Consider the following 12,970-nt stretch of genomic DNA (forward strand, 5'->3'; position numbering starts at 1 on the left):
GAACTCCAATGTCGTCATGGCGAAAGCCAGGACCCATTACCCCAGGGAGAAGTTGTCGCGTGAGACTGGCAATCACGAGTCTTCACCCAACTAAGCCCTGTGGGAATGGGTCCTGGATCAGCGCTCGCTTGTCCAGGACGACGGTTGAGAGTCCTCGGGAGGACGGTCGTTACAGCGGCGGATCGATCGCTTCCTCGTATTCCTTCTTGAAGCGCGCGATCATCTCGGCGGCGGGCACGATGCCGTCCACGCTGCCGATGCCCTGCCCCGAACCCCAGATCTCCTTCCAGGCCTTCGGCTTGGCGCGCTCGCCGGAGGCGTCGGTGCCGAAGTTCATCTTGGAGGGATCGGAGGTCGGCAGGTTTTCCGGATCCATGCCGGCGGCGAGGATCGAGGGCTTCAGATAGTTGCCGTGCACGCCGGTGAAGAGGTTGGAATAGACGATGTCGTCGGCGCTCGCGCCGGCGATCATCTCCTTGTAATTCTCGACCGCGTTGGCTTCCTTGGTCGCGATGAAGGCGGAGCCGATATAGGCGAAGTCGGCGCCGAGAACGCGCGCAGCGCGGATCGCCTTGCCGTTGCCGATGGCGCCGGACAGCGCGATCGGGCCGTCAAACCATTTTCGCGTTTCCGCGACGAAAGCCAACGGCGAGATCGTGCCGGCATGGCCACCGGCACCGGCCGCGACCAGGATCAGGCCGTCGGCGCCCTTCTCGATCGCCTTGTGCGCAAATTTCTGGTTGATCACGTCGTGGAAAACGATGCCGCCCCAGCCGTGCACCGCCTGGTTCAGCTCCTCGCGCGCGCCGAGCGACGAAATGATCATCGGCACCTTATACTTGGCGCAAAGCTGCATGTCGTGGTCGAGCCGGTTGTTCGACTTGTGCACGATCTGGTTGACCGCGAACGGCGCCGACGGCCTGTCGGGATGCGCGCGGTCATAGGCTGCGAGCTCTTCGGTAATCCGCGCCAGCCACTCGTCGAGCAATTCCGGCGGCCGCGCGTTCAGAGACGGAAACGAGCCGACCACGCCCGCCTTGCACTGCGCGATCACGAGATCTGGCACCGAGATGATGAAGAGCGGCGAACCGATCACGGGGATCGACAGGCGCCCCTTGAACAAGGCAGGCATGGACATTGCGGCGCGACCCTCTGTTGGCGGTCAGGTGGAAGGTTGGGTGTCATACCAACAAGGCAATCTTTCCACTGTCAAGTATTGCGTTTTGGCGCCGAGGCGGACGCCGCTACCGCAATTCCAAGCCGCGGAATTCGTCGCGGAATTCATCGCGGGGGCGACGACGTCACGCAATCAAATCCGGATTGATCAGCCGCTCGAACGAGAACATCTCGTCCCATTTCTCCTGCGTCAGCAGCTTGCGTTCGACCACGACGATCTGGTGCAGCGACTTGCCGCTCTTGTAGCCTTCGCGGGCGATCTCGGCGCATTGCTTGTAGCCGAGCAGCGGCTTCAGCACCGTGACGATGCCAAGCGAGTTAAGCACCATGTTGCGGGTGTGCTCCGCGTTGGCGGTGATGCCGACGACGCAGTTCTCGCGCAGGCTGTTGACCGCGCGCTCCATGGTGCGGATCGAGAAGAACAGCGCGAACGAGATCACCGGCTCCATCACGTTGAGCTGGAGCTGGCCGGCGGACGCCGCCAGCGTCACCGTGGTGTCGAGCCCGATCACGAGAAAGCTGGTCTGGTTGACGACCTCGGGGATCACGGGATTGACCTTGCCAGGCATGATCGAGGAGCCCGGCTGGAGCTGCGGCAGGTTGATCTCGTTGAAGCCGGCGCGCGGACCGGAGGCGAGCAGACGAATGTCGTTGCAGATTTTCGTGAGCTTGCTCGCGGTGCGCTTGAGCACGCCGGAGAGCTGCACATAGGCACCGGTGTCCGAGGTCGCCTCGACGAGGTCGCCCGCGAGAATGAAGTCGACACCGGTCAGCGCGCTGAGGTGCCGGACGGCGAGCTTGGGATAGCCATGCGCCGCGGTGACGGAGGTGCCGATGGCGGTGGCTCCGAGATTGACCTCGCGCAGCAGCGCGCGGGCTTCCGAGATGCGATCGACCTCCTCGCCCATGGTGGTGCCCCAGCCGCGGAATTCGGCGCCGAGCGACATCGGCACCGCGTCCTGCAAATGCGTGCGGCCCATCTTCAGCACGCGGTCGAACTCACGGCCCTTGGCGAAGAACGCCTCCTGGAGCTGGCGCAGCGCCGTCATGTAGCTCTCGAGCCGCAGGATCAGCGCAAGACGAAAGGCGGTCGGATAGGTGTCGTTGGTCGACTGGCCGTAATTGACGTGATCGTTGGGGCTGACGTGCTGATAGTCGCCCTTCGCGAAGCCGAGCGATTCCAGCGCGAGGTTGGCGATCACCTCGTTGGCGTTCATGTTGGTGGAGGTGCCCGCCCCGCCCTGGATGAAGTCGGTGACGAACTGGTCCATCATGTCACCGGCGATGACGCGGTCGCAACCGAGAATGATCGCGTCAGCTACTTTTGCGTCGACCGCGCCGAGGTCGCGGTTGGCCATCGCGGCGGCCTTCTTCACGTAACCAAGCGCCTTCACGAAGTAAGGCTCCTGGTTCATCGGAATGCCGGTGATGTGGAAGTTCTCCTTCCCCCGGATGGTCTGAACGCCGTAATAGATGTCGTCGGCGATCTCACGCTGTCCGAGGAAGTCCTGCTCCGTACGGCTCATGGGCGCTCCTTGCTTGCTCGCGCGACGTCCTCAGTTCTGGCACAGCGCGCTGGTGACGAAGGTATCGGTGCGGCAGTCATCCGGTTTGCGTTGCCTGCCCGGGATCAGAACCTTGGCCGAGCATTTTTCCGCGGAATCGGCGTTCAGGCTCTTGCCTTCCGGGTAGCCCTTGCTCCGGCAGAGCTGGTCGGCGGCGAGCTTGCAGTCGGGCGCGCCGTTCGACGAGGCCGGACAGGCCACGCGTCCCGACACCATGGTCGACGGCTTCGCCAGCCGCGACAAATCGTTCATGGTCTCGCTCGGGCTTTTGATCGGCGGCAGGATCGAGGGCAGCTTGTCGAACAGCTTGCCCATTTCGTTGATCAGCCCGGGGTTTTCCTCAGGCGCCGGCGCAGGTGTCGACGGCGGCGGCGGCGCAGCCTTCGGCCCCTGCTCCTGCAAGCCAAGCGTCCGCGGCTCAGATTGCGGCCATCCGGCCCCGCCCGCACCGAGCAGGAGCAACAATGCTGCTGAAGTCAGCGTCGCGAGCCGCACCGCCGGATTGCCGGACCGAACCATCATGACGGCAACCGTAGCCGAACCGGACGCAGTGGCAAAGCGCGGGTTGTTGTTTGAGCATGATCTTTCCGGAACACCGCTTCACACGTTTCCGGATCATGCTCTCTAGATCAGCTTGCTAGATCAGCTTGATCGCCACCACGAAGCCGAGCACCAGCACGGCAGCACCGATCGCCACCACCAGACCGAGATGCTTCTCGATCCTGACCCGGATCCAGTCGCCATAGCGATTGAGCAGGATGGCGACGATGAAGAAACGTCCACCGCGCGCAACAATCGAGCACAGGACGAAGAGGCCGATATTGTAGCCGGCAAAGCCCGAGGTGATGGTAACGAGCTTGTAGGGAATCGGGGTCAGCCCCTTGAGCAGGATGATCACCGCTCCCCATTCGGCATAGGAGGCGCGGAAGGCATCGACCTTGTCGCCGAGGCCATAGACCTGGATCAGCCAGTGACCGACCGAGTCGAACAGCACCGCCCCGATGGCGTAGCCGAGCAGGCCGCCCAGCACCGACGTCGCGGTGCAGATCGCGGCGTAGAACCAGGCGCGCTGCGGGCGCGCCAGCGACATCGGGATCAGCATCACATCCGGCGGGACCGGAAAGAAGGAGCTTTCTGCGAAAGCCACGGCACCCAGGATCCAGAGCGCGTAGGGCTTGTGAGCGGCGTCGATGCACCAGTCGTAGATACGTTTCAGCATGGCGCCGCGATGAAGCACCATGGGACGGATTTGTCCATCGCGAGTTTTTGAGCGTTTTGTGACGCTTCTAGTGGCGCTTGCGCGTCACACGGCCCTCGAGCGCGACAATTGGCCGCCTGGCCGCGACGCGCGGTGACGCGACTTTGGGCAGCTTCATCGAAGATTTCGGCAGCTTCTCGGCAATGCCGAGCATGTCTTCCCGCCGCGACATCTCACGCCAGACGTCCTCGGGGCGCACGCCAGCCGAGGCCCAGAGCACCGTCAGATTGTAGAGCAGATCAGCGCTCTCCCGGATCACGGCTTTGCTATCGCCGTTGACCGCGTCGATCACGACTTCGATGGCCTCTTCGGCCAGCTTCTTCGCCATTTGGGAGGGCCCACGCTGAAACAGCCGGGCCGTACGCGATGTTGCCGGATCAAGATCTCTGGCCGCGAGCACAGCCAGATATAGCCGCTCGAGCGAATCACTCATGGTATTGAAACTACTCTAAACCAATGGCAGGCGCGTTAACGCGCGACAATAAAAGCGAACACAGGCCGCCGCGGCAAGCGCGACGGCCTGTTTTGGTCAAGACCTGGTAGCCAAAGCTAGTAGCAGTTGGTGTGGTAGCCTTGGCCGCAGAGCTCCGAGGGAGCGGTGCCGCCGTAGCGCTGATACTGGTAATTCGGGCCTGGTCCATAATAGGGGCCGTGGCCGTAATAGGCAGGACCGCTGTAATAGGCGGGGCCCCCATAATAGGGCCCGTCGTCATAGGCGTAGGCGTCGCGGGTTGCCGCGATCGCAAGGCCGGTGCCGACGATGCCGGCAAAGGCCGCGGCAGCCGCTGCGCCGCCACCACCACCACCATGCCAGTGGCGGCCGCCCGCATAAGAGGCAGTCGGGGCGACCGCGGTCAGTGCCAGCACCGCCGCCGTGGCGAGAACGGTTTTGCGGCCGGCAAACTTCGAAAATCTGTCAAACATGTCCTGGACCCTCCTTGGGACCTCGATGGTGCCTGACGACAGGCTCATGTCTCTCAAACACCCGCATCCCATGTTGGGTTCCGCGACCCCAACAGAAGCTGAACGGGGTTGCGTAATCATGACGCAACCGCCGCTCATCCGCCGTTCATATTGCCGCGCGCAGGCTGCCCGCCAGCCGGCGCTGCGAGCGTCACCAAACCACCCCAATGCGGGACCGGCGCCACTGATGTTCGGATTCAAGACGATCGCCCTTCGCGACCTGCTGGCCCTTGCAATCGCGCTTGCCGCGATGACTGCACGCGATGTGACGGCGGCTGAGACCGCCGCGCCGTCCATTGCGATCCACTTCACCTTCGACCGCCCGATCGATGCGAGCATGGCGCCGTTCTTCCTTGCCGCGAAGGACGGCGGCTTCAGCACCGAGCGTCTCAACGTCTCCTTCAACAGCGTGGCCGGATCGGCGGAGGCGCTCGCGCGCGTCGCCAAGGGCGACAGCGAGCTCGCGCTCGTCGACATCAACGAGCTCATTCGTTTTCGCGACAAGGACGATGCCGCGCCGGTCAAGGGGGTGTTCGTGCTGTTCAACCGCGCGCCCTACGCGATCGTCGCCCGCAGGAGTCGCGGCATCCATCTGCTGCCCGATCTCGACGGCAAGACCGTCGGCGTTGCCGATAGCGATCTCTCGATGCGGCTGTGGCCGGCGCTGGCGCAGCAGAACGGCATCGACACGACGCATGTGAAATTCCACAAGATGAGCGCCGCGGTGCGCGAGCCGATCCTCTCCGCAGGGCAAGTCGATGCCGTCGCCGGCTTCAGCTATCTCTCGGGGGTGAATTTGCGCGACCGCGGCGTGCCGGGAGCCGATCTCGTCGTGCTGCGCTATGCCGATTATGGCTGCGAGGCCTATGGCTTTGCCGTGGTGGCAAATCCGGCTTTCGCCACGGCGAAGCCGGACGCGGTGAAAGGCTTCGTTCGCGCCTTGATCGCCGGCATCAACGCGACAGTCAAAGAGCCGGCGCGCGCGGCGGGCGAGGCCGCAAGCCGCATCGACGACGGCGACCGCGACCTGGAGCTGGAGCGCCTGCGCACCGTGCTGGTCGACAACGTCCTCACCGACGAGGTCAAGCGCAACGGCCTCGGCGGCATCGACCCGGCGCGCATGGACCGCTCGATCGACCAGATCGCGCAAGACTTCAAATTCCGCAAACGGCCCACGGCCGGCGAAATCTTCGACGGCGAGTTCTTGCCGCCGGTCGCGAGACGTCTGATCAACTGAGCAAAACCGAAAGCTTCCGCTGTATCTCGCGGGCGATCCCTGCTTAGAATACGGGTCCACCTGTGTACTACGAGCCCGAGTCCGTCGCCCGCATGTCCATTTTCAGCCTCTACACCCGCGTTCTCGAACTGCTCGGCAAGGAGGCACGACTCGGCTGGCTGCTGGCGGTCGCCAATCTCCTGCTCGCCGCCTCGCAATTCGCCGAGCCTGTGCTGTTCGGCCGAATCGTCGACGTGCTCTCGGGCAAGACGGTGGCGGGCTCCAACTCGGCCTGGCCCTTCCTGATGGCCTGGGTCGCGTTCGGGCTGTTCACAATCATCTGCAGCGCATTCGTCGCGCTACAGGCCGACCGACTGGCTCACCGTCAACGGCAGGCCGTGCTCACAAGCTATTTCGAGCATATTTTGCAATTGCCGCTAACCTTCCATTCCGGCACGCATTCCGGACGACTGATGAAGGTGATGCTCAACGGCACGGACGCGCTGTGGCGGCTGTGGGTCGGCTTCTTCCGTGAGCACTTTGCCGCGATCCTGTCGGTCGTAGTGCTGCTGCCGCTATCACTGTACCTGAACTGGCGGCTCGCGATCATGCTGTTCGTGCTCTGCATCGTCTTCACGGCGCTGACGACCTTCGTGGTGCGCAGAACCTTCGGCATGCAGATGGAGGTGGAGGAGCACTACAGCGAGCTCTCCGCGCGCGCCTCCGACGCCCTCGGCAACGTCGCGCTGGTGCAGAGCTTCGTGCGCGTCGAATCCGAGGTGAAGGGGTTGCGCTCCGTCGCCGACCAGTTGCTCGCGGCGCAAATGCCGGTGCTGTCCTGGTGGGCGCTCGTCACCGTCATCACACGCGCCTCCACCACGATCACGGTGCTCGCGATCTTCACGCTGGGCATCGCGCTGCACGACCAGGGGCTGACCTCCGTCGGCGAAATCGTGATGTTCGTGAGCTTCGCGACCCTTCTGATCCAGAAGCTCGAGCAGGTCGTGAGCTTCATCAACAACGTGTTCATGGAAGCCCCGCGCCTGCGCGAGTTCTTCAACGTACTCGACGCGGTGCCCGCGGTGCACGACCGGCCCGACGCGATCGATGCGGGCAGGCTCTCCGGCCTCGTCGAATTCAACGACGTCACCTTCTCCTATGACGGCAAGCGACCGGCGATCGAGGATCTCTCCTTCACCGCGCTGCCCGGCCAGACCATCGCGCTGGTCGGCGCCACCGGCGCCGGCAAGTCGACGGCGATCGCCCTGCTGCATCGCGCCTTCGATCCGCAGTCCGGCTTCATCAGGATCGACGGCATGGACGTGCGCGGGGTGACGCTGACATCGCTGCGGCGGAACATCGGCGTGGTGTTTCAGGAGGCGCTGCTGTTCAACCGATCGATCGCGGAGAATCTGCGCGTCGGCAAGCCTGATGCCACCGAGGCCGAGATGCGCAAGGCGGCGGAGCGCGCGCAGGCGCTCGAGTTCATCGAGCGCAGCGGCGGCTTCGAGACCAATGCCGGCGAGCGCGGCCGCATGCTGTCCGGCGGCGAGCGCCAGCGGCTGTCTATCGCCCGCGCATTGCTGAAGGATCCGCCGCTGCTGATCCTCGACGAGGCCACCAGCGCGCTCGATGCCGTCACCGAGGCCAAGGTGAATGCCGCTCTCGACGAAGTGATGAGGGGCCGCACCACCTTCGTGATCGCCCACCGTCTCTCCACCATCCGCAATGCCACGCGGATCCTGGTGTTCGAGAACGGGCGGGTGATCGAAAGCGGAACTTTCGATGAACTCGTGGTCAAAGGCGGCCATTTCGCCGACCTCGCCAGGGCCCAGTTCATGGTTCAGGAGAACGCACGGGCCAGCGTGACAGCTTCTGAGGCTGCCGCGACCGCGGCCAAGTCGCCTTAGCAAGTCGCCTTGGCAAGTCGCCTTGGCAAGTCGCCTTGGGACCGTCGAAATTCGGCCTATTTCATTGCGGAATACCCCGCTGATGCCCCTATTCCCGGCGCACCAGCCGGTATAGGTTTGCGACGCCGCAAGCGGCGACGCTGGATTTCAGAACCGAACATCAGATCACGAGAGCCGACCGGAACCGGCGGGTCTCCAAGGACCGGAATCGGATAGTGCACGCCCCTCGCCCGCTGCTTCGCAAATCCCTGTTCAACCTGTTCGCTGCGACACTCGCATGCGCCGCATTGCTCGCGCCGCGCGCGGCGAGCGCTGAGGCGCTGCTGCTGATCGAGGCCGACAGCGGTAAGGTGCTGCAGGCGGAAAACGCGACCATTCCCTGGTATCCGGCGTCCGTCACCAAGATCATGACCGCGTATGTGACCCTGAAGGCGGTCAAGGACGGCAAGCTCACGCTCGACACGCTGCTCACGGTGTCGCCGACGGCGGCTTCGCAATCGCCCTCGAAGATGGGGTTCCGTCCGGGAACGCAGCTCACCGTCGACAACGCGCTGAAGATGATGATGGTGAAGTCGGCGAACGACATGGCCGTGGTGCTCGCCGAAGGCGTCGGCGGTTCGATCGACGGCTTCTCGGCGATGATGAACGACACCGCCTCGAGGCTCGGCATGACGCAGACGAGCTACGTCAATCCGAACGGCCTGCCTGCCGACGGCCAGATCACGTCGGCACGCGATCTCGGCATTCTCGCGCGCTCGTTCCTGCGCGACCTGCCGGAATACGAATACTTCGTGCACATCCCGGCGATCCGCTTCGGCAAGCGCGTCACCGGCAATTTCAACAAGCTGATCGGCCGCTATCCCGGCGCCGACGGTTTCAAGACCGGCTTCATCTGCGCCTCTGGCTACAACCTCGTTGCGTCCGCCACGCGCAACGGCCGCCGGCTGATCGCGGTGGTGCTCGGCTCCACCTCCGGCACCGCGCGCGCGGTGAAGGCGGCGCAGCTGCTCGAGCGCGGCTTCAGCCAGGATAATCTCACCTGGCTGCGCCCCTCGCTCGGCACCGTCGACAAGCTGGTGCCGGTCGACGCCTCGCCGCCGAACCTGCGCGAGGACATGTGCGGCGGCCATCGCAAACGGCCGGCCAGCGACGATGACGATGCGCTGATCGCCGCCAATGGCGGCACGAGCGGATCGGCCTCGGCGACCGGCGGCGAAGCCCAGGTCACCTTCTTCACGGCCGGCCTGCAGCCGCCGCTGATGAAGGCCTCCGAGCTGATGGCCTTGGCGCCTGCGGCGGCCGAGCCCGTGCTGGTCTATACCGGCCCGACCCGCACCGGCACCGCCCTGATCGCGGCAGTCGCGGCCGACGCCGATCAGCAGGCCACGCCAAAGCCGCGTGGCAAGAAGTCGCGCGTCGCCAGGAAGCCGGACGCCGCCGACAAGCCGAAAGATGCAGGCAAGGACGCCAAGACGGCGGCGGCGAAGCCGGAGGGCAAGAGCGATACCAAGACCGCGGCCAAGCCGGCCGGGACCAAGCACGCCACGGCCAAGCCTGATGCGGCCAAGCCTGACGGGGCCAAGCCTGTCGCTGCGGCGAAACCTGCTGCAAGCGCCGATCAGCCTGCCAAACCCGCCAAGCCGAAGGCTGCGACCAAGCCTGTTGCCGCGAAGCCAGCCAACAACAGCTAAGGGCCTTCGGAATTAAATCGCAGCCCGCGCTTCGCACTTGCAGCAGCGCGGTTTGCGACGATTCCAGTAGCCACTCCCTGACCTTTGTCTTAAGCCTCGACGGCTTGCCACCCGTTCCGGCAAGCTCGATACTGGCAGGCAATGAGGCAAGCCCGAGACACAACGGGCTCTGGTAAATGAGGGGAGTTTTCCATGGAGCGCATCTGGCTCAAGCAATATCCGCCCGGCGTGCCCGCTGATATCGAGCCGACCCAATACGCATCGCTGGTCGACCTCCTGGAGGAGAGCTTTTCAAAGTTCGCCGACCGCAAGGCGTTCATCTGCATGGACAAGTCGATCAGCTATCGCGACCTCGACCAGATGTCGCTGGCGCTCGCTTCCTACCTGCAGGGACGCGGCCTGCAGCGCGGCGCCCGCGTCGCGATCATGATGCCGAATGTGCTGCAATATCCGGTCGCGACCGCGGCCGTGCTGCGCGCCGGTTTTGCCGTGGTCAACGTCAACCCGCTCTACACCCCGCGCGAGCTCGAGCATCAGCTCAAGGATTCCGGTGCCGAAGCCATCATCGTGCTGGAGAATTTTGCGCACACCGTCGAGCAGGTGATCACGAAGACGCAGGTCAAGCACGTCATCGTCGCCAGCATGGGCGACCTGCTCGGCTTCAAGGGCGTCATCGTCAATCTCGTCGTCCGCCGCGTCAAGAAGATGGTGCCGGCCTGGTCGCTGCCGGGCGCTGTGCCGTTCAACGATGCGCTCTCGGCCGGCCGCGGCGCCACGTTCAACAAGCCGAAACTGTCGCCCGGCGACGTCGCCTTCCTGCAATATACCGGCGGCACCACCGGCGTCTCCAAGGGCGCCACCCTGCTCCACCGCAACATCGTCGCCAACGTCCTGCAGAACGATGCCTGGCTCCAGCCGGCGATGGCCGCGCCTCCCCATGTCGATCAACTCATGGTCGTCTGCGCGCTGCCGCTCTATCACATCTTCGCACTCACGGCGTGCTACCTGCTCGCGGTGCGCGCCGGCGGCTGCAATCTCCTGATCCCCAATCCGCGCGACATCCCGGGCTTCATCAAGGAATTGGCGAAGTATCAGGTCAACAACTTCCCGGCCGTGAACACGCTCTACAACGGGTTGATGCACCATCCCGACTTCAAGAAGCTCGACTTCTCCAAGCTGAAAATCTCCAACGGCGGCGGCATGGCGGTGCAGCGCCCGGTGGCCGAGCAGTGGAAGGCGATTACAGGATGCTCGATCGCCGAAGGCTACGGCCTGTCCGAGACCTCGCCGACGCTGACCTGCAACACCGCGACCAATTCCGAGTTCAACGGGACCATCGGCGTTCCCGTGCCCTCGACCTGGATCTCGATCCGCGACGATGACGGCAACGAGGTGCCGCTCGGTCAGCCCGGCGAGATCTGCGCCAAGGGTCCGCAGGTGATGTCAGGCTACTGGAACAGGCCGGAAGAGACGGCGAAGGTGATGACCGCCGACGGCTTTTTCCGCACCGGCGACATCGGCGTGATGGACGAGAAGGGCTACACCAAGATCGTCGATCGCAAGAAGGACATGATCCTGGTCTCCGGCTTCAACGTCTACCCCAACGAGGTCGAGGAAGTGATCGCGAGCCATCCGGGCGTGCTCGAATGCGCCGTGATCGGCATTCCCGATTCCAAGTCCGGCGAGGCGGTGAAGGCCTTCATCGTCAAGAAGGACCCGACCCTCACGCCGGACGCCGTCATCAAGTTCTGCCAGGAGCAGCTCACCGGCTACAAGGTGCCCAAGCACATCGAATTCCGCACCGACCTGCCGAAGACAAATGTCGGCAAGATCCTGCGCCGGCAGCTGCGCGACGAGAAGAAGGCGGAGGCGGCGTAAGGCGCGCCTTTGATCCATGACTGACATCGGCGATATCACGCCGGCCGGCATTCTCGCCTTCTGGCGCGAGGCCGGCCGCGAGCGCTGGTACAAGCGCAGCGACGCTTTCGACGCGGAGGTCAAGCGCCGCTTTCTTGCGCTATGGCAGAAGGCGGCGGCCGGCGAGCTGGCTTCTTGGGAGGCGAACGACGAGGGCGCGCTCGCGCTCATCATCGTCCTCGATCAGTTTCCCCGCAACATGTTTCGCGCACGCCGGAGGCCTTTGCCAGCGACGCGCTGGCGCGCGATGTCGCCCGCCGCGCCATCGCGCGGGGCACGGATCGCAGGATCGACCCGATCCTGCTGGAGTTCCTCTATTTGCCCTTCATGCATTCCGAGCACCTGCCCGATCAGCTCCACTGCGTCGCGCTGTTTCAAGACACCGACAATGCCGAAAACCTGAAATACGCCCGCGAGCACGCCGACATCATCCAGCGGTTCGGCCGCTTCCCCCACCGCAACGGCCTCCTCGGCCGCGACAGCACCGAGGAGGAGCAGGCCTTCCTCGACGGCGGCGGTTTTTCGGGCTGATGACATAACGGTGAAGGTTGCCCGCCCTCACCCCTCCCTTCGCCGGCAATATTGTGCAGCGCCGCCGCACGGTCTAAAAAGCGGGACCGATTTTCAGGGAGACTGACGATGGCGATCCAGACTGGCGAAAAGCTGCCCGAGGCGAAATTCCGCGTGATGACGGCGGAAGGTCCGCAGGTGAAGACCACCGATGACATCTTCAAGGGCAAGAAAGTGGCGCTGTTCGCCGTGCCCGGCGCCTATACCGGCACCTGCCACAAGATGCATCTGCCGAGCATCTTCCTCAACGCCTACGCCATGAAGGACAAGGGCATCGACACCATCGCCATCGTTTCCGTCAACGACGCCTTCGTCATGAACGCCTGGAAGCGCGACACCGACCAACGCGACGAGGCCATCTTCCTCGCCGACGGCAATGCCGATTTTGCCAAGGCGATCGGCATGGAGCTGGATGCCTCCGGCAACGGCCTCGGCATCCGCTCCAAGCGCTATTCGATGCTGGTCGAGGACGGCGTGGTCAAGAAGCTGAACCTCGAGGCGATGCCCGGCAAGGTCGAGGTGTCCGGCGGCGATACGCTGCTGGGGCAGCTGTAAGCGGCCACCACGTTCAGCCACACTCTCGGTGTCGTCCCGGCGAAGGCCGGGACCCATAACCCCAGGGTAGAGTTGCGGCGCGAGCAGGCAACCGCGAGTCATCGCCAAACCCGATCCTGTGGTTATGGATCCCGGCCTTCGCCGGGATG

At 64.2% G+C, this 12,970-nt stretch carries 11 protein-coding genes and 1 pseudogene; 6 read left to right on the top strand and 6 right to left on the bottom strand.

What is annotated here, in order from left to right; translation table 11 throughout:
* Positions 1-169: 169 nt before the first annotated feature.
* The 6 genes from IVB31_RS15445 to IVB31_RS15470 form a co-directional block, all read right to left on the bottom strand.
* Positions 170-1,138, bottom strand: coding sequence for a nitronate monooxygenase family protein (locus IVB31_RS15445; protein ID WP_247323543.1), 969 nt, complete (start codon positions 1,136-1,138; stop codon positions 170-172).
* A gap of 163 nt (positions 1,139-1,301) precedes the next feature.
* Positions 1,302-2,702 carry an aspartate ammonia-lyase gene (locus IVB31_RS15450; RefSeq protein ID WP_247323544.1) on the bottom strand — a complete coding sequence of 467 codons (1,401 nt, stop codon included), beginning with the start codon at positions 2,700-2,702 and terminating at the stop codon, positions 1,302-1,304.
* A gap of 30 nt (positions 2,703-2,732) precedes the next feature.
* Complete coding sequence (locus IVB31_RS15455) at positions 2,733-3,263, bottom strand: hypothetical protein (protein ID WP_247323545.1); 531 nt, start codon at positions 3,261-3,263, stop codon at positions 2,733-2,735.
* Between the two features lie 115 nt (positions 3,264-3,378).
* On the bottom strand, positions 3,379-3,981 hold the full coding sequence (locus IVB31_RS15460) for a YqaA family protein (RefSeq protein WP_247323546.1): 603 nt from the start codon (positions 3,979-3,981) through the stop codon (positions 3,379-3,381).
* Between the two features lie 46 nt (positions 3,982-4,027).
* The gene (hisE, locus tag IVB31_RS15465; RefSeq protein WP_247323547.1) at positions 4,028-4,432 is read right to left on the bottom strand and encodes a phosphoribosyl-ATP diphosphatase; all 405 of its coding nucleotides are present in this window, start codon (positions 4,430-4,432) and stop codon (positions 4,028-4,030) included.
* Positions 4,433-4,548: 116 nt separating this feature from the next.
* Entirely contained in the window at positions 4,549-4,923 is a 375-nt protein-coding gene (locus IVB31_RS15470; protein ID WP_247323548.1) for a hypothetical protein, read from the bottom strand.
* A 226-nt stretch (positions 4,924-5,149) separates the two neighbouring features.
* Here IVB31_RS15470 and IVB31_RS15475 point away from each other — a divergent pair, with 226 nt between their 5' ends.
* The 6 genes and pseudogenes from IVB31_RS15475 (at position 5,150) to IVB31_RS15500 (ending at position 12,821) form a co-directional block, all read left to right on the top strand.
* Entirely contained in the window at positions 5,150-6,199 is a 1,050-nt protein-coding gene (locus IVB31_RS15475; protein WP_247323549.1) for an ABC transporter substrate-binding protein, read from the top strand.
* A 92-nt stretch (positions 6,200-6,291) separates the two neighbouring features.
* On the top strand, positions 6,292-8,088 hold the full coding sequence (locus IVB31_RS15480) for a glucan ABC transporter ATP-binding protein/ permease (protein ID WP_247323550.1): 1,797 nt from the start codon (positions 6,292-6,294) through the stop codon (positions 8,086-8,088).
* Between the two features lie 215 nt (positions 8,089-8,303).
* Positions 8,304-9,779, top strand: coding sequence for a serine hydrolase (locus IVB31_RS15485; protein WP_247323555.1), 1,476 nt, complete (start codon positions 8,304-8,306; stop codon positions 9,777-9,779).
* Between the two features lie 192 nt (positions 9,780-9,971).
* Positions 9,972-11,657: a long-chain fatty acid--CoA ligase gene (locus tag IVB31_RS15490; protein WP_247323556.1), complete on the top strand. Its 1,686-nt coding sequence runs from the start codon at positions 9,972-9,974 to the stop codon at positions 11,655-11,657.
* 16 nt (positions 11,658-11,673) lie between these two features.
* A pseudogene (locus tag IVB31_RS15495) lies at positions 11,674-12,227 on the top strand (DUF924 family protein).
* 108 nt (positions 12,228-12,335) lie between these two features.
* Positions 12,336-12,821: a peroxiredoxin gene (locus IVB31_RS15500; protein ID WP_247323558.1), complete on the top strand. Its 486-nt coding sequence runs from the start codon at positions 12,336-12,338 to the stop codon at positions 12,819-12,821.
* The last annotated feature ends 149 nt before the right edge of the window (positions 12,822-12,970 follow it).

The organism is Bradyrhizobium sp. 21 (genome assembly GCF_023073335.1).
In the GTDB taxonomy this organism is placed as follows: domain Bacteria; phylum Pseudomonadota; class Alphaproteobacteria; order Rhizobiales; family Xanthobacteraceae; genus Bradyrhizobium.

Excerpts from the sequence above, each read along its gene's own strand:
- IVB31_RS15490 (WP_247323556.1), top strand. The coding sequence starts at position 9,972 with ATGGAGCGCATCTGGCTCAAGCAATATCCGCCCGGCGTGCCCGCTGAT.
- IVB31_RS15480 (WP_247323550.1), top strand. The coding sequence starts at position 6,292 with ATGTCCATTTTCAGCCTCTACACCCGCGTTCTCGAACTGCTCGGCAAG.
- IVB31_RS15445 (WP_247323543.1), bottom strand. The coding sequence starts at position 1,138 with ATGTCCATGCCTGCCTTGTTCAAGGGGCGCCTGTCGATCCCCGTGATC.
- IVB31_RS15450 (WP_247323544.1), bottom strand. The coding sequence starts at position 2,702 with ATGAGCCGTACGGAGCAGGACTTCCTCGGACAGCGTGAGATCGCCGAC.
- IVB31_RS15470 (WP_247323548.1), bottom strand. The coding sequence starts at position 4,923 with ATGTTTGACAGATTTTCGAAGTTTGCCGGCCGCAAAACCGTTCTCGCC.
- IVB31_RS15500 (WP_247323558.1), top strand. The coding sequence starts at position 12,336 with ATGGCGATCCAGACTGGCGAAAAGCTGCCCGAGGCGAAATTCCGCGTG.
- hisE (WP_247323547.1), bottom strand. The coding sequence starts at position 4,432 with ATGAGTGATTCGCTCGAGCGGCTATATCTGGCTGTGCTCGCGGCCAGA.
- IVB31_RS15475 (WP_247323549.1), top strand. The coding sequence starts at position 5,150 with ATGTTCGGATTCAAGACGATCGCCCTTCGCGACCTGCTGGCCCTTGCA.
- IVB31_RS15455 (WP_247323545.1), bottom strand. The coding sequence starts at position 3,263 with ATGATGGTTCGGTCCGGCAATCCGGCGGTGCGGCTCGCGACGCTGACT.
- IVB31_RS15460 (WP_247323546.1), bottom strand. The coding sequence starts at position 3,981 with ATGGTGCTTCATCGCGGCGCCATGCTGAAACGTATCTACGACTGGTGC.